Genomic DNA, 20,318 nt, shown 5'->3' with positions numbered 1-20,318 from the left:
TACTTTCCCACCTGCATCATGGGAGCCATGCCACAGGCACCGAGACACTCGACCTCCTCGAGCCGGAAGAGTCCGTCGTCGTCGGTCTGGCCCACCTCGACCCCGAGACGCTCGCGAAGGTGCTGCACGATCTTCTGCGCTCCCATCAGGTGACAACTGACGTTGCGGCAGACCTGCAGGTTGTACTTCCCGGGATCCTCGGTGTAGTACATCGTGTAGAACGTGATCAGCTCGTACACGGTCGCGACCGGTACCTCGAGCCGCTCGGCCACCCACTCGGGCACCCCGGGTTTCAACCAGGTCCACTCGTCCTGACACAGCCAGAGCGTGGGCATGATCGCGCTCTCCCCCGTGGGGTAGCGGCGCTGGATCTCCTGGAACTTCTCTTCGCGCTCCGCCGAGAACGAGAACTCGCCGGTGGCCGTGGCAGTGGCTCCGCCCTCGGCGCCCTCGTTCGTCTCCTCCGCCTCGGGACGGACGGGTTCCTTCGGGTCACTCATCGATTCGGCCTCGCGGTCCCCCGCTGAGGGGTGACGGTGTGGACGGTGGGCTCAGCGATCGAGCTCGCCCGCGATGATGTTCAGTCCGCCCAGTGTGGCGATGGCATCGGCGACCATGCCGCCCTGGACCAGACTGTTGAACGACGAGAAGATCGGGAAGCACGGGGGGCGGACCTTGATCCGGTAGGGGTGCCCACTGCCGTCGCTCACGATGTAGAAGCCGAGTTCGCCATTGGCGCCCTCGGTGAAACCGTAGCCCTCGCCCGGTGGAACGTGGATGCCCTCGAACACCAGCTTGAAGTGGTTCATCATGCCTTCGATCGAGTTGTAGACCTCGTCCTTCGGAGGCATGGCCACCCGGCGGTCGTCGCTCTGGATCGGACCGTCCGGGAGCCGTTCGAGAGCCTGACGCACGATCGAGATCGACTGGTAGATCTCCTCCATGCGGCAGAGCATACGGTCGTAGACGTCGCCGTTCTCACCGACCGGCACGTCGAACTCGTACTCGTCGTAACCCAGGTAGGGCGAGTGCTTGCGGATGTCGTAGGCGACGCCCGTCGAGCGCAGGCAGGGGCCCGTCCAGCCCCAGTCGATCGCGTCCTCGGCGCTCATCACGCCCACGCCGATCGCCCGGTCCATGAGGATCCGGTTGCGCTGGACCAGTTTGCTCGCGTCGCTGAGACCTTCCTCGGTCTTCTGCAGCGCGAGCCGGACGTCGTCCTCGAAGCCCTCGTAGAGGTCGCGGTAGAGACCGCCGATGCGGGTGTAGCTGGTGGTCAGCCGCTCGCCGCAGAGACGCTCGACCACCTCGTAGATCCACTCGCGCGCGTTCCAGAAGTACCAGAAGTTGGTGAGCGCGCCGATGTCGACCAGGTTCGTGCCCACGCAGACCAGGTGGTCCATGATGCGGCCGAGTTCGTTGACGATCACGCGGATCGTGTTCGCGCGCGGCGGCACCTCGACGCCCATCATCTTCTCGACCGCCAGCACGTAGCTCACGTTGTTGGTGAGCGCCGACACGTAGTTCAGGCGGTCGGTGTAGGGAATGATCTGCGCCCAGGTGTGGTCCTCGGACTCCTTCTCGAAGCAGCGGTGCAGGTAGCCGATCTCGGTCTTGCTGTGCACGATGGTCTCGCCGTCGAGCAGGGCCTCGACACGCAACGCCCCGTGCATGGCCGGATGGCTCGGCCCGAGGTTCACGGGCAGGAAGTCCGAGTGGATCTCGTCGTCGCTCGACGCGGCGACCGGAACACTGGTGTTCTGCGGGGCGTAGCCGAGCAACTGCGGCCCGTGGACGATCTCCTCGTCGCTGAGCAGCTTCTCGGGCACGTAGCACATCTGCCCGTGCTCGATCGGGTAGTCCTTGCGCAGGGCGTGGCCCTCGAACTGGTGATGGCAGAGGATGCGCCGCAGGTCGGGGTGTCCGTCGAACTCCACGCCGAACAGATCGTAGGTCTCGCGCTCGTGCCAGTCGGCCGACCGCCAGACGTCGCTGACGGTGTCCACCGCACCGTCCTCGGGCACGTGGACCTTGACCCGCAGACGTTCCTTCGTCTGCATGGAACGCAACGAGTAGACGACGTCGAAGCGTTCCTCGCGCTCGGGCCAGTCGACGCCGATGACGTCGAGCAGCATGTCGGCCCGGATCTGCGGGTCGTCCTTGCAGAACCGCAGGATCTCCTTGGCCGATTCCCGCTTCACCGTGACGCTGGTGTCGCCGAGTTGATCAGAGGTCTCGAGAACGTCTGCGCCGAAGCGCTCGCGGAGCCGGTCAGCTGCTCTTGACGACACGGTGACGCTCCTTCACTGCCTCGATCCCTTCCCGGTGGACCTTCTCCTGCAACATCACGAGCGCGCTCAGCAGGTTCTCCGGAGTCGGAGGACAGCCGGCGATGTAGATGTCGGTGGGGATGAGATGATCGATCCCCTGCACCGTACCATAGTTGTTGTAGAAGCCGCCCGAGCTGGCGCAGACGCCCATGGCGACCACCCACTTGGGCTCGCACATCTGCTCGTAGACACGCTTGAGGATCGGCGCCTGCTTGTAGCTGATGGTACCGGCCACCAGCAGCATGTCGCTCTGCCGCGGACTGAACCGTACCGCCTCGGCACCGAAGCGCGAGATGTCGGTGAAGCTCCCCACCGTCCCCATGAACTCGATGGCGCAGCAGGCCGTCCCGAAGGGCAGCGGCCACAGACTGTACTTGCGCCCCCAGTTCACCGCCTGGCGGAGCTTGGTCGTCATGAAATTCGACGGCTGGTCGAGCGCTACTCCCATTCCAGGGCTCCCTTTCGCCATTCGTATACGAGGCCGGCCACGAGCAGACCGAAGAAGACGCTCATGGCCGCGAACATCTCGAGCCCCTGCCCCTGCTCCACGAAGGTGCGGAAGCTGACCGCCCAGGGAATCAGGAACGCGGCTTCGAGATCGAAGAGCAGGAACAACAGGGCGACCACGTAGAAGCGAACGTAGAAGCGCAGGTTCGTGCTCCCTCGGCTCGGGATCCCGCATTCGTAGGCCGTGAGCTTCTCCGGCGTCTCCTTGAGCGGCCCCAGGAGCCGGGACAGCACCAGGAACAGACCGGCGAAGACGACCGCGATCGCGATGACGAGCAGAACGGGAACATAGACGTTCATGAAAGGGGGTCCCCACGAGACCTAGCGGCTCGGGTGAGCCGGACCCTGTCGGCCGGAAGAGGATCGACGCCCCAAGGCACCGCCCATGACGGACTTCCGGCACATTTCGGATGGAAACTAACCTTAGGGGGAGAATTGTCAACCAGACTGGAATCCTTGTCTGCGCGGCCTCGTTACGGCTGTGTGATGGCGATTCGCCCGCCGCGGTGAGCGGCGGCACCGTGTGGACCGCCGCCCTGGTACGGCTCTTGAACCGACCACGCGCCGGAAGGGAGGCGCGTCGTCTCCCTCGAAGGAGCAGGTACGATGAATCGTCCGAACGACGGGGCACCGACGGACGGGGCGACCGCGACGCAGACGCAGCCACAGGACGACGCCCTGGCGCGTGACGTGGCGCGGGCGAAGGAGCGGATCGAGGCCGGGGACCTCGAAGGGGGGCTTTCCGCCTTCCGCGACATCGCCGAGGGCAATCCTGGGATTCCCGAGGTCTTCAACAACCTCGGCGCCATCTGCGCGGCCATGGGGCGGCACGAGGAGGCCGAAGGGGCCTTCGGCCGTGCCGCGGAGCTCACCCCCGACGCCCCGAACCCCTGGTACAATCGTGGGCTGATGCGCTTCCGGAGTGGCAACTATCTGGGCGCCCTCGAAGACTTCGAGCGCGCGGGAGCGCTCGATCCCGACGACGCCGAATTCCTGAACAACCAGGGCGTCGTCCACTTCCAATTGCAGGACTGGGAGAAGGCCCGCGCATGCTTCGGCCGCGCCGTCGAGCTCCGCCCCGACTACACGGCGGCCGAGCTCAACCTGGTCGACGTCGATCTCGCCGAAAACCACGTGGAGAAGGCCTACGAACGCTGTCGGGCGCTGGCGGCCGAGCACGGCGGGACCGAGATCCAGTCGAAGTGGATCGAGTGCGGCGTGGCGCGGGTGATCGACGCCGTCGACCGGGTCCAGACCGACTGCGAGAGCCTGCAGGCCCAGGGCGGCGCTCCCCGCGAGGTGCTGGATCAGGCCGGCAAGCTGCTGCGGGCCAAGCAACTGCTGCTGGACGACGAGCCCGCGACCGCGACGCCCTGGTGATCGGATTCCCGCCGGAGCGCGCCCCCGTGTGGCGCGCCCTCCTCCGGCGGTGTAGCCTGCTCCGCGGCACTCCGGCTCCCCCGGCCGGAGTGCCGCTCCCATGACCACCACGCTCGACCTCCAGACCGATCCCCTGGACGCGGCGGCCACGGTCGCCAACCGCCCGGGCACCGTGCTCCTGCACTCCGGCCACCGTCGGGGGCGTTCGGTCCTGCTGTTCGGGCCCCGCTGGACCCTGACGTGCGGGCCGGACGGCCGGCCCAGATGGTCCGGAGACGCCCCCGATGTCGGTCCACTCGATCCCGATCCACTGCGCTGGCCCTCCGCGCTGAACGAGCACCTGGCACCGGCCGCGCCCGAGCCGGACGTACCGTGGATGGCCGGTGCCCTCTCCTTCGAAGCGGGGACGGCACGTTTCGGGGCGCGGAGTCCGGTCGCCGCGCCCTTCTCCGTGCCCGAGGTCTGGCTCGCCGCCTACGACCACGCCCTGGTCTTCGACCCCGGCCGTCCCGCGCGCCTGGTCGTGCACCGCGACCGCGATGCGCGGGCGACCGTCCTCGACGCCCTGCGGACACCGGCCGCGCGTCGGCTCGGGGGTGGGACCGGAGCGGTCCGGTTCTTCGACCGCGACTGGCACCGTGACGCCGTCGGCGTCGTCCGCGAGCACCTGCTCCGCGGGGACGTCTATCAGATCAATCTGACCGGATTCGCCCGGGCGGAGAGTTCGGTCGATCCCTTCGAGGGGTTCCGGCGCGAGGCGCGCGGGAACCCGACACCCCTGGCCGCCTACCTGCGGCTCGAGGGCGCGACGATCACCTCGCACAGTCCCGAACGACTGCTGCGCCGGCGCGGCGACCGGGTGAGCACGGGGCCGATCAAGGGCACGGCCCCCGCCGGTTCCGTCGACGCGTTGCGGGCCAGTGAGAAGGATCGGGCCGAGCACGTGATGATCGTGGACCTCTGCCGCAACGACCTCGGCCGGATCGCACGGCCGGGTACCGTGCGCGTCGACCCCTTGATGGCGACGCTGCGCGCGCGCGGGCTCATCCATCTGGTCAGCGACGTCCACGCCCGGCTCGTGCCCTCGCGCGGGCACGAACTGCTCGGCGCGCTCTTTCCCGGTGGATCGATCACCGGCGCGCCCAAGCGGCGGGCCTGCGAGATCATCGCCGCCGTGGAGACCGCCGCACGCGGTCCCTACACGGGTGCGATCGGGGCCGTCGCGCCCAACGGCGACATGGACTGGAGCATCGCCATCCGCACCGCGGTGTGGCAGGATGGCGCCGTCCACTTCGGCACCGGCGGCGGCATCGTGCTCGACAGCGACCCCGATCGCGAGTACGAAGAAGCCCGGTTGAAGGCGCGGTCCTTCTTCGCTTCACTCGGCGCCGCCGTGTGAACCCTCTCTTCGATCTCGATCCGGGACGTGGAAGCGATGATCGTCGACCTCGACGGAGCCCTCGTCGACGCCGCCGATGCGCGGGTCTCGCCCTTCGACGGTGCCTACCAGTACGGCGACGGGCTCTTCGACACCCTGCGGAGCTACCGTGGGTTCCTGTTCCGTCTGGACGACCACCTCGAGCGTCTGCGTCGGCAGTCCGAGCTGCTGCAGCTCGACTTCGACGACACCCGGGAGCACTGGTCGACACGGATCACCGCGTTGCTCGACGCCAACGATCTCATGGAGACCGACGCGCGGGTCCGGCTGCAGATCAGCCGCGGTGGCGACGACACCACCGACCACGTCGGCGCCGCCCCCACTGCCCTCGAGCCGGTCACGATGATCACCGCGCGCGCGGTCACGCCGCAGCTCGACGCGCAGCAGCGCGACGGGATCCGGATCATGTCCATGCAACCGGCCTTCGCCCGCGGCAACTTCCCCCAGCTGAAGTCGCTGAACTACCTGCCGTCGCTCATGGCGCTGCGCTTCGCACGCGAGGCCGGTTTCGACGAGGCGCTGCTCGTGAACTCGCACCGACGGGTGCTCGAGGCCGCTACCGGCAACGTGTTCGCGGTCGACGGAAACGTCCTGCGCACACCGTCGCCGCGCCTCGGTCTGCTGCCGGGAATCACGCGCGAGATCGTCCTGGAGCTGGCCGGTGAACTCGGGCTGCGCATCGACGAGGTCCTCGGCGAGATCCGGGACCTGCTGCTCGCCGACGAGGTGTTCCTGACGGGATCGGTGAAGGAGATCGTCCCCGTGGTCGCCGTGGACAACACGGTGATCGGCGACGAGACCGCCGGCCCGTGGACACGGCGATTGCACGAGCGCTACCGCGAACAGGTCGAGCGCGAGCGCGACTGAGCGCTCAGCGCGGCGGAAAGGTCGGCCGCGACCAGACCGCCCAACCCTCGGGAACGACACCACCGACCACGCCGGGATCGAGCCTCAGCCGCGCCACGTCGCGCAGGACGTCGTCGCGGTCGCGCGGTGCTCGCCAGCGCATGAGCAGTTCCTGCGTGCGGAGATCGCGCAGGCGGGCCCCGTCGCGATCGACGTCGAGGACGTAGCGCCTCGGCTCGCGCGGCGACGCCGCCCACCCGTCGATCCGCAGGGTCTCTCCCCAGGCCACGTCGGCGGCCAGCGTTCCCCAGAGCGCCCGCACCTCGAGGTACCAGGCGTCGCCCTCGTTCCAGAACGACACACGGTGGCGGTGATCGCGCGCGGCCCCGTCTTCGGGCCGGTCCGGGAGGTCCTCGCGCATGGAGCTGGTGGCCGGGTGGCGACGGACCCAGTCGAGGAAGTCCGCGTGCAGGTGCGGCCAATGCGTGCCGTACACGCCCTCGATCTGCACGACGGTGGCATCCGGTGGCCGCCTCCGGATTTCCTCGGACTCGCCGGCGAGATAGGCGAGCACGTCTCGCAGCCGCGCCCATCCGCCGCGCTCGCGCCAGAGGTAGTCGACGAACCGGGCGGCCACCGCGTAGCGCTCGTGGGCGGTCAGCGGAGACTCGTGGAAGCCGCCTTCGGTGAACATCCGTCGAAGATCGACGGGCTCGCTCCCGAGGACCTCGTCCGCGGTCACGGCCACGGCCGACGGCGCCTCGCCCCCGTGTCCGCCCAGCGCGCTGGCCAGCCCCTCCTGCAGGAAGGAGTTGTTGCCCGTCCTCCGCGTGCCAAGGGCCAGGGGCATGAGCACGTGGACGATCTCGTGTTCGTGCGGCAACGTCGTCGCCAGGATCAGACGCGTGTCGGCGAAGGCCACGCCCTCGGCGTCGATCCCGCTCAGGTCGCTGATGAGATCGGTGTCGCTGGTGAGCACGTACTCGATCGGCTGCCGCAGAAGAGAGGCGCGCGCCGCACGGTCCAGTTCGAGGCGCCGGGCCATGCGCTGGACAGCGGCCTCGAGGTCCTGGAGCTGCGCCCTGGCCGGGCGCTGGCCGGGCTCCACGTAGAGACGCACCGACGGCGTGCGCATCCGGAGCCAGTTCGAACGCACGCGCTCGAGGGCCGCGTCGTCGTCGAGGGCGCCGTCGTGGGCGGAGACCGACGACACGAGAACAACGATCCACAGGATCGAGCTCGGACCGACGCGAGGGAAGAAGCCGGGTCGAACGGGAGCACGCATGACCACGACTCTACACCATGATCCGGCGACGGTTCCTCCCGAAGGTCAACGGGTGCGGCCGGCGAGGGTCTCCGGCCGGGCCCCGAATCCCGATCCCGGACGCCACGGCCGCCGGGCCCGCCAGACCCGAGCGCGCCGGCGGACGAAGGCGAGCGTGCGCTCGCCCAGCACGAAGTAGGTCGGCAGCAGCAGCAGCGTGAGCGCCGTCGAACTGATCAGCCCACCCATCAGCGCCCGCGCCATGGGATAGAGCTCGCCGTTGCCCACGTGGCCGTCCCCCACCGCCAGGGGAACGAGTCCCAGCACGGTGGTGGTCGCGGTCATGAGGATCGGACGGAAGCGTTCGCGACCGCCGCGGAGGATCGCCGATTCGAGATCGAGGCCTTCGCGACGATGGTGGTTGACGTGGTCGATCAGCACGATCCCGTTGTTCACCACGATCCCGATCAGGATCACGATGCCGATCATCGCCATGAAGTTGAAGGGCGTACCGGTCGCCATCATGAACCACGCCACCCCGAGTCCGGCGAAGGGAACACAACTCATCACGACCAGCGGATGGCGTAGCGACTCGAAGAGTGCGGCCATGATCATGTAGACACAGACGAGTGCGAGCAGAGCGTTCAGACCGAGCTCGTTCTCCTGTTGCTCCTGCCGCATCATGCGCGATCCGAAGTTCCAGCCGTAGCCGGCCGGCAGCGCCATGGCGGCCATGGTCGTGCGTACCTCGTCGAGAGCGCCGTCGAAGTCCTCGCCGTCGTAGGTCCCCCGTACCCGGACCGCCGCACGCTGGTCCACGCGCGTGATCCGGCTGGGCCCGCGTCCCTCGACGGTCGTCGCCAGCTGGTCGAGCGTGACTTCGTGACCGTCCTCGACGCCGATGGTCAGCGACCGCAGGTCCTCGACGGTGCGGCGGTCGTCGTCGTCGAGCATCACCCACAGGTCGAGTTCCCGCCGTTCGGTCCGCAGCTCCGGCAGGGGAACGCCCCGCACGGTGATACCCATGACCTCGGCCACGGCACGAGGATCCATGCCGAGGCGCCGGGCGCGATCTCCGTCGACGTGCACGCGGAGCTCGCGGTTTCCGCGGTCGTCGTCCGTGGTCACCTGCTCGACGCCGTCCAACAGCTCCAGACGGCGCTCGACTTCGCGCGACAGGCGCCCGAGTTCCTCGCTGTCCTCGCCGTGCAGGGTGACCTCGAAGGTCTTCGCCCCGCTTCCGCCACCGTCCTCGTCGCCGAGCAGGAACTCGACCCCGGCCAGGCGTGGCAGGTCCTCGCGCAGGGCGTCGCGCATCGCCCGCAGCTTCTCGGGACTCACGGTGTCCTGATCGAAGTACAGACGGTGCATCGCCACGCCGTCCTGGTACCAGGTGTACAAGTGGCGCAGTTCGTAGTCCTCGCGCCGTTCCCACAGGTCTTCCTGCACGACCTCCGCGTAGTCGCGTGCGGTGCGATAGTCCACGTCATCGGTGAACTCGTAGCGCACGGTCATGTACTCCCGCCGGATCCCCTCGGCTTCTCCCGACATCGCAGGACCGAATCCGGTGAGGACGACCAGTCCCGCTGTCGCTCCCACCACCAGGGGAACCAGCACCCATGCGGTCACGATCGGCCGGCGCAGCGCGGTCCAGTGCAACACGCGCTCGTAACGCGCCGCCCACGCCTCGACCAGGGGGTTCTCGCGCACCACACCGCGCCCGCGCAACAGGTGCGCCGTGAGCACCGGGATCACGGTCAGACTCACCACCAGCGAGATCACCAGCGTGACAGAGATGGTGATCCCGACCTCCTTCAGCCACGTCACCAGTTCGCTGCCGCCGCCGAGGACGATGGGCGCGAACACGACGACCGAGGTCAACGTGGCCGACACGACCGCCCGACCGACCTCGCGGGTCCCGCGCAGGGTGGCCGTCCGCGAATCCTCGCCCATCTGCATGCGACGCACGATCGATTCGAGCACGACCACCGCGTTGTCGATCAGCATGCCCACGCCGAGCATGAGACCCATCATCGACAGCACGTTCAGACTGTGGCCGGCGAAGAACAGGTAGGTACAGGTCCCCACGATGGAGATCGGGATCGCCAGGGCCGTGATCAGGGTGGTCGCCAGGTTGCGCAGGAAGAAGTAGAGCACCGCCACCGCCAGTACCGCGCCCACCAGTCCCGACGTCAGCAATCCGTCCAGGCCGTGCGTGATCTGAGCCGCCTGGTCGAAGAACATGACCACGTCGATGCCCTCGAGTGTCGGGTCGACGTTGATGCGCTCGAGTTCCTCGCGCACGCCCTCCACCACGTCGACGGTGTTCGCCCCGCTCGACTTCTGCACGTCGAAGGCCACCGCCGGCTCCAGGTTGATGAAGCGACCGTAGGGCAGGACGGGCGTCCCGTAGTGGACTTCGGCCACGTCGCCCAGCTTCAGACCCCGTTCGTTCAACGGGAGTTCGTTCAGTTCCTCCCAGCGCTCGACCCCTGCCCCGGCCCGCACCGGATAGCGCAGGCCGTCGCGTTCGACGTGACCGACGGTGAGATCGACGTCGGCGTCCCGGAGCAGCGCGAAGACCTCGCGGCCGTCGATCCGGTGCTCCTTCATCCGTTCCAGGTCGAGGTAGACGGTCACGTCGGGCGGCTCGACGCCGTTCACCGTGACGCGTCCCACTCCGGGAACACGCTGCAATCGCGCGATCACGCGTTGCTCGATCAGGTGGTAGCTCTCGCTGAGGTCCCGATCGCGGGCGCTGATCCGGCCCTGGACGACCGGGATGTCGGTGGTGTTCCACGTCATCAGGTGGATGTCGCGGACGTCGCCGGGCAACTCGGGGCGGATCTGATCGATCTTCTCCTTCACCTCGAGCCGCAGGACGTCGATCTCCCGTCCCCACTCGAACTCGACGCCGACGAAGGTCCCGTATTCGTCGCTCTGGCTGCTGATCTCCTGCACGCCACCGAGCGTCGCCAGCACCTCTTCGATCGGACGCGCGATCTCGCGCTCGACCTGCGACGGAATGCCGTTCTCGTAGGGCACCTGAACGCCGATGAAGGGCAGATCGGCCTGTGGCAGGAAACTCAGCGGCAGCTTGCTCGTGCTCACGGCGCCGAGCACGATCAACGAGATCAACCCCATGGTCACGGTGATCGGGCGGTCGACGGCGAGTCGGGTGAGCCACATGTCCTAGCTCCTCTCCGTCCGCAGGCCGTGGACCGAGCCGTAGAGGACCGGGATCACCAGCAAGGTGAGGAGTGTGGACACCAGGAGTCCCCCGATCACCGTCACGGCCAACGGCGCACCGAGCTCGGCACCCTCGCCCCGGCCCAGGGCCAGGGGAACCAGACCGAGCACCGTGGTCGTCGTGGTCATCAGGATGGGACGCAGGCGCGTGGCCCCGGCTTCGAGTACGGCTTCCCGCACGGCCAGACCCCGCCGACGCAGCTGTCCGATCAGGTCGACCAGCACGATGCCGTTGTTCACGACGATCCCCGCCAGCATCACGCCGCCGATCATCACCACCACCGACACCGAGGTCGCGGTCAGCGTCAACGCCGCCGTCACCCCGATCAGCGCGAGCGGCACGGTGAACAGGATCAGCAGCGGATCGAGCAGACTCTCGAACTGCGAGGCCATGACCAGGTAGACCAGGAACACGGCCAGAGCGATCGCGAACTCCAGCGATCGCAGGCTCGATTGCATTTCGTCGTTCTGCCCGGCCACCTCGAGCGTGATGCCCGCATCCACCGGAAGCGTCGCCAGCACCTGTTCGAGTTCGGCGCCCACCGACGCCAGGTCACGGCCGACGAGATCGCCGCTCACGGTGACCGACCGCGTCTGCGAGATCCGCTCGATCTCGGCCGGACCCCGGTCCATGTGGATCTCGGCGACCGAACCCAGGGGCACCGCGCGTCCGTCGACGTGGCCCACGACCAGCGTGTTCAGCTCGTCCAGGCCCAGCCGCCGCGCGCCCGCGCTGCGGACCAGCACGTCGATCTGCCGATCGCGTTCCTTGTAGTCGGTCGCGACCCGGCCGAGGATCTTCGCGCGGAGCCCCTCGGTCACGGCCCGCAGTTCCAGCCCGGCGGCGCGCAACTTGTCGCGCTCGAACTCCACGCGCACCTCCGGGGTGCCGGCCTGCAGACTGCTCTCGACGTCACGCAGTCCCTCGACACCCTGCAGGGCCTCGGTCACGAGATCCGAGGCGCGCGCCAACTCGGCGAGATCGTAGCCGTAGATCTCCACCGCCACCGGCGCCCGCAGACTGAAGGAAGTGGGGCGTTGCAGGGTGGCCCGCACCGCTTCGAAGTCCTCGAGGCGACGGCGGATGGCGGCCGCCACGGCGGCCTCGCCGTCTCGGCCGACCGCGCCGTCGAGATGCACGTCGAGCTCGGCGTGGTTCTCGCGCCGATCCCGCGCGCTCCCGTTGGCCCCGGCGTCGAGCCCCACGTTGCTGAACACACGTGCCACGCCGTCGACACCGGCGACCGCGGACTCGATGCGAGCGACCACCCTGTCGGTGTGCTCGATCGGAGTGCCCTCGGGCAACTCGAGGGCGAATCGCAGCTCGCCCTGGGCGAAGGCCGGGATCAGGTCGGCACCGAGCGACCGCAGGCCGAAGAGCGACCCGCCGAAGAGGGCCACCGCAGCCACGAGGATCGCGAGACGATGCCGCAGCGCCCCGTCGAGCAGATGGGTGTACACACGGCGCGCACGGCCCGGTGCCGTTCCGGTCTCCGGGCGAGCCGGCATGGCTCCGACCGCCGGCGACGGCGCGGCCGCTCCTGCCGCCTCCTTCGCCCGGCCCCCGAGCGCGGCCAGCATCGGCGTGAGCGTCAACGCGACCGCCAGGCTCACGAGCAGCGCGAAGGTCACCGTGAGGGCCTGGTCCTCGAAGATCTGCCGCGCGATTCCCTCGACGAAGAAGATCGGCAGGAAGACCGCGATCGTGGTCAGCGTCGACGCCGTCACCGCCTGGGCGACCTCGTGCGTGCCCGCGACCACTGCCTCGGCCCGGTCCCCTCCGCGGCGTCGGTGCCGGACGATGCTCTCGAGCACGACGATCGAGTTGTCGACCAGCATGCCCACGCCCAACGCCAGCCCACCGAGGCTCATGACGTTCAGGGTCACTCCCTGACGGTGCAGCAGGAGGAACGTCGCGACGATCGACGTGGGAATGGACACGGCGATGATCGCCGTGCTGCGCAGGTCCTGCAGGAAGACCAGGAGCACCAGCACGGCCAGCACTCCGCCCAGCATGGCGTTGCTCTGGACCTGGCGCACGGCCGCCTGCACGAAGGTGCTCTGGTCGCCGAGCACGTCGAGTTCCATCCCGTCGGGCAGGTCGCCCTCGAGGCGAGCTGCAGCCGCGCGCACGCGCTCGGCGACCTCGACGAGATTCGTGTCACCCTCCTTGTGGATCGCCACCTCCACGGCCGGTCGGCCGTCCATGCGGCTGACGATCTCGCGTTCCTTCCAGGCCCGCTCCACACGGGCCACGTCGCCCAGACGCACGACGCGTCCGTCCTCGCGCAGTACGACGGTGGCCGCGACGTCCTCCGGGCCGGTGTACTCGTTCAGGGTGCGCACGAGGAACTGGGAATCGCGATCGCGCAGCCGTCCTCCAGCGGCGTTCACGTTCTCGGCACCGACGATCCGGACCACGTCGGACACGTCGACACCCAGCTGCGCCAGGCGCTGTTCGTCGAGCTCGACGTGGATCTCCTCCTGCAGACCTCCGAGGACCTTCGCCGCCGCGACTCCTGCCACGGATTCCAGGTCCTTCTTCACCATGCTCTCGGCCACGTGCCGCAGTGCGATCAGGTTGTCGCCCCCGTGCAGTCCCAGCCGTACGACCGGATCGAGCGCGGGATCGAAGCGCAGCAGCACCGGGGTGTCGGCGTCCTCCGGCAGGTCGACCAGGTCCATCTTCTCGCGCACGTCGAGTGCAGCGAAGTCCATGTCGGTGCCCCATCCGAACTCGAGCACGATCTCACTGTGCCCCGCCCGGCTCACCGAACTCAGCCGATGCAGACCCGGAACCACGCCCACCGCTTCCTCGAGCGGTCGCGTGACCAGGTTCTCGACCTCGCTCGGCGCGGCGTCGTCGAGGGCGGTCTGCACCGTGAGCGTCGGGTAACTCACGTCGGGCAGCAGCTGCACCGGCATGCGCTGGAGCGAGACGACTCCGAAGAGGACGGCGGCGACGCAGACCATGAGGACGGTCACCCGGTGGCGAACGGCGTACTCGATCACGGACCGCATGGGAATCCCTCCGGCGGCAGTGGAGACGGGGTGACCCGGCCGGTCACCCCCGGTTGGACTGGGATTGCGGCTAGCGGCGCGCGAGCTCGGCGGTCGCGTCCCGGTCCTCGCGCTGGGCCGCATCGGGTCCGGGCAGGACCTCGATCCGGCTGCCCTGGCGCAAGCCACCCTGGCCGACCACGACCACACGATCGCCCGCGACCACGCCTTCGCGCACCTCGATGTGCTCGTCGTCGTGGTAGCCGGTCTCGATCACGACGCGGCGGACGGAATCGGCATCGGCCACGAACAGGTAGGTGGCACCGGCCTCGGCCACGAGCGCCTTCTTGGGAACCGCGACGACGCCGTTGCGGACGTCGGTGGTGACGCGGCAGCGGACGAAACTGCCACTGCGCACGGACTCGCCCGGATCGGCAACGTGAAGGGTGACCTTCACCGTCGACGTCGCAGCATCCACGACCGGTGCGATCCGCTCGACCGTGCCGGCCAGGTCCCGATCGGGTGCGACGTCGGGACGCACCGTGACGCGCTGACCCTCGGCCAACCGGCTCACGACCCGCTCGGGGAGGAAGAGCTCGACCTTCATCGGATCGGTGTCGGCGATCCCGAACAGGGGGGCGCCGGCCTGTATCGTCGAGCCCAGCTCCACGTGGCGGACCGTCAGCCGCCCCGAGAACGGCGCCCGCACGAAGTGGTCGTCGAGTCGTACCCGGGTGAGCTCGTACTGCGCCCGCGTCACCTCGAAGGCCTGCTCGGCTTCCTCGAGCCGCCGGTCGGTCTCGAGTCCACGCTCGGCCATGCCGCGGATGCGTTCGTACTCCAGGCGCGCGGTCTCGGCCCGGACCCGCGCTTCTTCGACCCGCAGCTCCTGCTCCCGGTGATCCAGCTCGAGCAGCACCTGGCCGCGCTCGACCCGGTCCCCCTCCTCGACGTGCAGGTGCGTGACCTGACCGGCGAGCTTCGTGGTCAACTCGACGCTGCGGTCGGCCTCGAGCGTGCCGGTGGCCCGGAACACGTCGGGCAGATCGGTGACCACGACCTCGGCCAACTCCACGGGAACGCGCTCGACGACGTCGTCGTCGTCGACGGCTCGATCGGCCGCGTGCGCGACCGCCGTCGAGGCTGGCGCGTCGGCCATCAGATACCAGGCACCCGCGGCCGTCAGGATCAGGACACCGGCGATGGCCAGGACGAATCGTCTGCGAACGTTGGGGCGGGGAATGCGCACGACCGTTCTCTCCTCTGCTCGTTCGGGCTCTCGCTGTCCCGAGGTCTCGTGGACACCGGCGGGTGACGTCGACCGCTGGGAGTGGAACGCAGGGCATCGAAGTCGGGTTACACCGGAAATCCGCGCCCGGCCTCCGCAGGGTCGACACCCGGGCCCGACGCGACGACGCCCGACGGGGTTCCGCCGGGCGTCGTGTCATTGCATCCGCTGGGACGAGCGGCGGATCAGACCGTCGACTGACGCTGCTCGCTCGACTCGATCACCGGCCGGTAGGTCTTCAACGCGTAGTCGCGCACCATGCGTCCGGTCGAGAAGTGCGGCAGACAGTAGGCGATGGCGTTCTTCATCATCTCGACCCACCGCCGCGGAACGTCGTTCTCGTCACGATCGTAGTAGGTCGGGACGACGTTCTGCTCGAGGACCTCGTAGAGCGCGAGGGCGTCCTCACGGTCGTGGATCTCGGGGTCGTCGTAGTCCCGGGGCTCTCCGATCGCGAATCCGTTCTCGCCGTCGTAGGCCTCCGGCCACCAGCCGTCGAGAATGCTCAGGTTCAGCGAACCGTTCGCGGCCGCCTTCTGGCCACTGGTGCCGCTCGCCTCCATCGGCCGGCGCGGCGTGTTCAGCCACACGTCGACCCCCTGCACCAGCACGCGACCCACGCGCATGTCGTAGTCCTCGAGGAAGAAAATCCTTCCCCGCAGCGAACTGCTCTGACTGAGCTGGTAGATGTGCTGGATCAGTTCCTGGCCGGGGTGATCCGCCGGATGCGCCTTGCCCGCGATCACGATCTGCACGGGTCGGTCCCGGTCGGCGACCAGGGCCCGCACCCGATGCAGGTCACGGAAGAGCAGATCGGCCCGCTTGTAGGTGGCGAAGCGCCGGGCGAAACCGATGGTGAGGCGATCGGGACGGAACTGCTCGCTGATCTCGCGCAGCTCGTCGCTCGAGCAGCCGTGCCGCGCGAACTGCTCGCGCATGCGCACGCGGACGAAACGGGCCAAACGTTCCTTCTGCGTCTGATGCGCCTGCCAGATCTCCTCGTCGTCGATGTCCCGCACCACGGCGAGATCGGCGTCCAGGTCCACCCGCTCCATCCAGTTCAGACCCAGATGACGATTGAAGACCTCGAGCATCTCGCTGCCGAGCCAGGTCTGCGTGTGGATGCCGTTGGTGATCGACGCGACCGGATCGGCGTCGTCGGGGATCCCCGGATAGAGATGCCGCCACATCTCACTGCTCACGTGTCCGTGCAGCTTGCTCACGCCGTTGGTCCGGTCGGCGGTCCGGATCGCCATCGCCGTGAGATTGAAGGCCGTCTGGTGCGACCCCTCGGGCTCGGCCTTGCCCATGGCGATGACCTTGTCCAGATCGAGGCCGTGGCGATCGACCCACCCGCGCAGGTACTTGCGCACGAGGTTCGGATCGAACTGCTCGTTGCCCGCGGGCACCGGGGTGTGGGTCGTGAACACGGACGTGGCCCGGATCTCCTCGAGGTGCTCGGGCTTCGGTCCCTTGTCGGCCTCCGACATCCGGACCATGCGCTCGAGCTGCAGAAATGCGCTGTGACCCTCGTTGAGGTGCCACACCGACGGCACGAGTTCGAGTTCGCGCAGGGCCCGCGCGCCGCCCACGCCCAGGAGGATCTCCTGGGCCAGACGCATCTCGCGGCCGCGCACGTACAACAGCCCGCTGATCGGCCGATCGGCCGGGTCGTTCTGCGGGATGTCGGTGTCGAGCAGCAGCAGCGGGATCCGGCCCACCTGCGCCACCCAGACCTTGGCGAAGACCCGGCGCCCGGGCATGTCGACGTCGATGATCACCGGACGTTGGGTCGCGCCGGCCACCGGGCGGACCGGCAACCGGCTGAAGTCGTACTTCGGGTACATGTGCTGCTGCCGGCCGTCGGCGTCGACCGCCTGGCGGAAGTAGCCCCGCCGGTACAGCAACCCCACCGCCACGAACGGCAGGCCGAGATCGCTGGCGCTCTTGCAGTGGTCACCGCTGAGCACCCCGAGTCCGCCGGAGTAGATGTTGAAGCACTCGTGCAGACCGTATTCGCTCGAGAAGTACGCGATCGGCCCACCCGTGGGCCCGCCGTAGTGACGGCGGTACCACGTGTCGGCTTCGGGATCGACGTACTCCTCGAACTCCTTGATCACCGAGTAGTAACTGGCCATGAAGGTGTCGCTCTGCAGGAGGTTCTCCCACTGCACCGCGTCCACGTTGATCAGCATCTGTACCGGATTGTGGTACTCCGACCACCCCACCGGATCGATGGTGTTGAACAGACGCCGGGCGCGGTGACTCCACGACCACCAGAAGTTGTAGGCCAGATCGTACAGCCCGCTCAACTCACGGGGCAGTTCGATGTCGGCGACCTTCAGACACGAGACCTTCACGCTCGCCTCCTGCGGGGGTTCGGTCGGTCCCGGACACGGGACGGTGGATCAGAACTGCGCGAGGCGTGCCACCAGGTCGACGACCCGGGTGCTGTAGCCCCACTCGTTGTCGTACCAGCTCAGCACCCGCGCCATGTTGTGCCCGCTCACCTGGGTGCTCATGGCGTCGAAGATGCTCGAGTGGCTGTTGCCGATGATGTCGCTGCTGACCACGGCTTCCGTGTTGTATTGCAGGATCGCTGCCATCGGGCCCTCGGCCGCCGCCCGCATGGCGTCGTTGATCGCGTCCACGGTCGGATTCTTCTCGAGGACGACGATGAGGTCCACCACCGAACCGTCGGGCACCGGCACGCGCATGGCCATGCCGTCGAGCTTGCCCTGCAGGGCGGGCAGGACCTTGCCCACCGCCTTGGCCGCACCGGTGGTGGTCGGAATGATGTTCTCGGCGGCGGCACGACTCCTCCGCAGATCCTTGTGCGGCACGTCGGCCAGACGCTGGTCGTTCGTGTAGGCGTGGACCGTGGTCATCATGCCCTTGACGATTCCCCAGTTGTCCTGGAGCACCTTCGCGACCGGAGCGAGGCAGTTGGTGGTGCACGAGGCGTTGCTGATGATCCGGTGCTCGGCTTTCAGGTCGTCGTCGTTGACGCCCAGGACCACCGTCGCGTCGATCTCGTCCTTGGCCGGCACGGTCAGGACGACCTTGCCCGCGCCCGCCCGCAGGTGCTTCTCGATCCCGGCGCGGTCGCGGAAGATCCCGGTGGACTCGACGACCACGTCGACACCCTTCTCCTTCCACGGCAGCTCGGCCGGGTCGCGGATCTCGGTCATCTGGGTCTTCTGGTGGCCAGCGTGCAGTTCGTCACCCTCGATGTGCACGTCGCCCGGGTAGGTGCCCATGACCGTGTCGTACTTGAACAGGTAGGCCAGGCTCTCGTTGGGGGCGATGTCGTTGATCACGACGACGTTCATGTCGTCGCGCTGGCTCAGGATTCGGTAGACACTCCGGCCGATGCGGCCGAAGCCGTTGATTCCGACGTTCAGCATTGTTTCGGACCTCCCCCGCTAATTGGCCGTGGTGTGCGCTTCGGTCAGGTCGCGCAGGCGGATCATGAGCTCGACCACGCGCGTCGCGTAGCCCCATCCGTTGTCGTACCAGATGATGTTCTTCACGAGGTCGCCGTCCATGACCATGGTGGCCAGGCCGTCGATGATCCCCGAGTGCGAGTTGCCGATCACGTCGCTGCTCACCAGGGGGTCCTCGCTGTACTCGAGGATCGACTGGTAGCGGGTCAGCGCCGCGCTGCGCAACACCTCGTTCACCTCTTCACGGGTGACCGATCGCTCCATGCGGCAGGTGAGGTCCAGGCAGCTGCCGTCGGGCACGGGGACGTTGAGGGCGATCCCCGTGAGCTTGCTCTCGAGCGCGGGCACGATCGACCCGATCGCCACGGGCGAGTAGGTGTCGGTGGGAATGATGTTCTCGGCCGCGGCCCGACTCCGACGCAGGTCCTTGCCCGGCACGTCGGCCAGACGCTGGTCGTTGGTGTAGGCGTGGACGCTGGTGACGAAGGCGTGGTCGATCCCGAAGTTGCCGTCGAGGATCTGCATGACCGGCGCCAGGGCGTTGATGGTGCACGAGGCGGCGCTGATCATCCGCACCCCGGACTTGATCACATGGTCGTTGACGCCCGAGACGACCAGGGCGTCGAGTTGCTCACCCTTCTGCGGAGGCACGGTCAGGATCACGTGCCGGGCACCCTTGTCGAGGTGCCGCTGGAGCATCTCGCGGGTGCGGTACTTGCCGGTGGACTCGACGACCACGTCGACGCCGAGCGAGGACCAGTCGACCTCGCCGGGCTCACGAGCGGTGATCATCTTGATCTGCCGGCCCTTGGCGTACATGGCCTGGCCCTCCACCCGCACCGGCTCGCGGAACCGGCCGTGGACGGTGTCGAACTTCAGGAGGTATTCCAGACCCTTGGGGTCGGCGATGTCGCAGATGGCGACGACTTCGATGTCTTCACGGGAGTGCAGGATCCGGAAGATGTTGCGGCCGATCCGACCGAATCCCATGATCCCCACGCGGACGGTCATGTTTCCTCCTCATTCATCGTCGTGCTGCGGCGAGACCCGGGGGCGCCGCGATTGCGGGGTCCGTCACACTAGACCCATTCGCGCCGGGAAGAAAGACGCAACGTGCAGAGTCTGCATCCCGCCGATGCCACCGTCCTCCTGGGCTACGTGGCCGTGGTCCTGGGCCTCGGCTGGTGGGCCCAGAGACGCCAGTCCGACCAGACCGACTTCTTCCTCGGCGGTCGGCGGCTGCCCTGGCCCCTGGTCGGGGTGTCGATCCTGGCGACCGCGTTCAGCGCGACCTCGTTGCTGGGAGGACCCGGCGAGGCGATCTCGTTCGGACTGTTGTGGTTGCAGCTGCAGCTGGGCGACCTGCTGGCGATCCTCGTGGTCGTCACCGTCTTCGTCCCGGCCCTGCGCGGGCGCGCGCTGACCACGGCCTACGAGTTCCTCGAGGAGCGCTTCGACCGGCGGGTCCGTGTGCTCGCCAGCGTGCTGTTCCAGTTGCAGGTGGTGCTGCGGGCCGGGGTCCTGGTCTACGGGCCCGCCCTCGCCCTGTCGACGCTGACCGGCTTCTCCC

Annotated in this window: 15 protein-coding genes; 4 read left to right on the top strand and 11 right to left on the bottom strand. The window is 68.2% G+C overall.

Annotated features, from left to right (window positions below):
* From VKA86_16915 to VKA86_16900, 4 genes are all read right to left on the bottom strand, one after another.
* Positions 1 to 500 (bottom strand): NAD(P)H-dependent oxidoreductase subunit E (locus VKA86_16915; protein HKK72887.1); only part of this gene is annotated, 500 nt, incomplete at its 3' end.
* Between the two features lie 51 nt (positions 501 to 551).
* Positions 552 to 2,291, bottom strand: a complete 1,740-nt coding sequence (gene nuoD, locus VKA86_16910) for an NADH dehydrogenase (quinone) subunit D (GenBank protein HKK72886.1) — start codon at positions 2,289 to 2,291, stop codon at positions 552 to 554.
* Positions 2,272 to 2,778: an NADH-quinone oxidoreductase subunit NuoB gene (nuoB, locus tag VKA86_16905; GenBank protein HKK72885.1), complete on the bottom strand. Its 507-nt coding sequence runs from the start codon at positions 2,776 to 2,778 to the stop codon at positions 2,272 to 2,274. Before nuoB ends, nuoD begins: the two co-directional genes overlap by 20 nt.
* Entirely contained in the window at positions 2,769 to 3,137 is a 369-nt protein-coding gene (locus tag VKA86_16900; protein ID HKK72884.1) for an NADH-quinone oxidoreductase subunit A, read from the bottom strand. The genes nuoB and VKA86_16900 overlap by 10 nt, the downstream gene beginning before the upstream one ends.
* Positions 3,138 to 3,443: 306 nt before the next feature.
* On the opposite strand from VKA86_16900, the gene VKA86_16895 reads away from it, so the two are divergent.
* The 3 genes from VKA86_16895 to VKA86_16885 all read left to right on the top strand — a co-directional run bounded on the left by VKA86_16895 (position 3,444) and on the right by VKA86_16885 (position 6,522).
* A complete protein-coding gene (locus VKA86_16895; GenBank protein HKK72883.1) occupies positions 3,444 to 4,217 on the top strand; it encodes a tetratricopeptide repeat protein in 774 nt (257 codons plus the stop codon).
* 100 nt (positions 4,218 to 4,317) lie between these two features.
* Positions 4,318 to 5,616 carry an anthranilate synthase component I family protein gene (locus VKA86_16890; GenBank protein ID HKK72882.1) on the top strand — a complete coding sequence of 433 codons (1,299 nt, stop codon included), beginning with the start codon at positions 4,318 to 4,320 and terminating at the stop codon, positions 5,614 to 5,616.
* A 36-nt stretch (positions 5,617 to 5,652) separates the two neighbouring features.
* Positions 5,653 to 6,522, top strand: coding sequence for an aminotransferase class IV (locus VKA86_16885; GenBank protein HKK72881.1), 870 nt, complete (start codon positions 5,653 to 5,655; stop codon positions 6,520 to 6,522).
* Positions 6,523 to 6,526: 4 nt separating this feature from the next.
* Here the strand turns inward: VKA86_16885 and VKA86_16880 are convergent, their stop codons facing one another.
* The 7 genes from VKA86_16880 to VKA86_16850 form a co-directional block, all read right to left on the bottom strand.
* Positions 6,527 to 7,786 carry a hypothetical protein gene (locus VKA86_16880; GenBank protein HKK72880.1) on the bottom strand — a complete coding sequence of 420 codons (1,260 nt, stop codon included), beginning with the start codon at positions 7,784 to 7,786 and terminating at the stop codon, positions 6,527 to 6,529.
* A gap of 45 nt (positions 7,787 to 7,831) precedes the next feature.
* Entirely contained in the window at positions 7,832 to 10,954 is a 3,123-nt protein-coding gene (locus tag VKA86_16875; GenBank protein HKK72879.1) for an efflux RND transporter permease subunit, read from the bottom strand.
* 3 nt (positions 10,955 to 10,957) lie between these two features.
* Positions 10,958 to 14,035, bottom strand: coding sequence for an efflux RND transporter permease subunit (locus tag VKA86_16870; GenBank protein HKK72878.1), 3,078 nt, complete (start codon positions 14,033 to 14,035; stop codon positions 10,958 to 10,960).
* Between the two features lie 70 nt (positions 14,036 to 14,105).
* Positions 14,106 to 15,263, bottom strand: coding sequence for an efflux RND transporter periplasmic adaptor subunit (locus VKA86_16865; GenBank protein ID HKK72877.1), 1,158 nt, complete (start codon positions 15,261 to 15,263; stop codon positions 14,106 to 14,108).
* Between the two features lie 224 nt (positions 15,264 to 15,487).
* Positions 15,488 to 17,662, bottom strand: coding sequence for an alpha-glucan family phosphorylase (gene glgP, locus VKA86_16860; protein HKK72876.1), 2,175 nt, complete (start codon positions 17,660 to 17,662; stop codon positions 15,488 to 15,490).
* A 48-nt stretch (positions 17,663 to 17,710) separates the two neighbouring features.
* Positions 17,711 to 18,709, bottom strand: coding sequence for a type I glyceraldehyde-3-phosphate dehydrogenase (gap, locus tag VKA86_16855; protein ID HKK72875.1), 999 nt, complete (start codon positions 18,707 to 18,709; stop codon positions 17,711 to 17,713).
* Between the two features lie 18 nt (positions 18,710 to 18,727).
* Positions 18,728 to 19,759, bottom strand: a complete 1,032-nt coding sequence (locus tag VKA86_16850; GenBank protein HKK72874.1) for a type I glyceraldehyde-3-phosphate dehydrogenase — start codon at positions 19,757 to 19,759, stop codon at positions 18,728 to 18,730.
* A gap of 102 nt (positions 19,760 to 19,861) precedes the next feature.
* On the opposite strand from VKA86_16850, the gene VKA86_16845 reads away from it, so the two are divergent.
* On the top strand, positions 19,862 to 20,318 hold a 457-nt coding region (locus tag VKA86_16845; GenBank protein ID HKK72873.1), incomplete at its 3' end, for a sodium-coupled permease.

Source organism: Candidatus Krumholzibacteriia bacterium (genome assembly GCA_035268685.1).
In the GTDB taxonomy this organism is placed as follows: Bacteria; Krumholzibacteriota; Krumholzibacteriia; order JAJRXK01; family JAJRXK01; genus JAJRXK01.
This window is presented reverse-complemented; position numbering and strand designations above follow the sequence as displayed.

Excerpts from the sequence above, each read along its gene's own strand:
- nuoB (HKK72885.1), bottom strand. The coding sequence starts at position 2,778 with ATGGGAGTAGCGCTCGACCAGCCGTCGAATTTCATGACGACCAAGCTC.
- VKA86_16900 (HKK72884.1), bottom strand. The coding sequence starts at position 3,137 with ATGAACGTCTATGTTCCCGTTCTGCTCGTCATCGCGATCGCGGTCGTC.
- VKA86_16895 (HKK72883.1), top strand. The coding sequence starts at position 3,444 with ATGAATCGTCCGAACGACGGGGCACCGACGGACGGGGCGACCGCGACG.
- VKA86_16890 (HKK72882.1), top strand. The coding sequence starts at position 4,318 with ATGACCACCACGCTCGACCTCCAGACCGATCCCCTGGACGCGGCGGCC.
- VKA86_16885 (HKK72881.1), top strand. The coding sequence starts at position 5,653 with ATGATCGTCGACCTCGACGGAGCCCTCGTCGACGCCGCCGATGCGCGG.
- VKA86_16880 (HKK72880.1), bottom strand. The coding sequence starts at position 7,786 with ATGCGTGCTCCCGTTCGACCCGGCTTCTTCCCTCGCGTCGGTCCGAGC.
- VKA86_16875 (HKK72879.1), bottom strand. The coding sequence starts at position 10,954 with ATGTGGCTCACCCGACTCGCCGTCGACCGCCCGATCACCGTGACCATG.
- VKA86_16870 (HKK72878.1), bottom strand. The coding sequence starts at position 14,035 with ATGCGGTCCGTGATCGAGTACGCCGTTCGCCACCGGGTGACCGTCCTC.
- gap (HKK72875.1), bottom strand. The coding sequence starts at position 18,709 with ATGCTGAACGTCGGAATCAACGGCTTCGGCCGCATCGGCCGGAGTGTC.
- VKA86_16850 (HKK72874.1), bottom strand. The coding sequence starts at position 19,759 with ATGACCGTCCGCGTGGGGATCATGGGATTCGGTCGGATCGGCCGCAAC.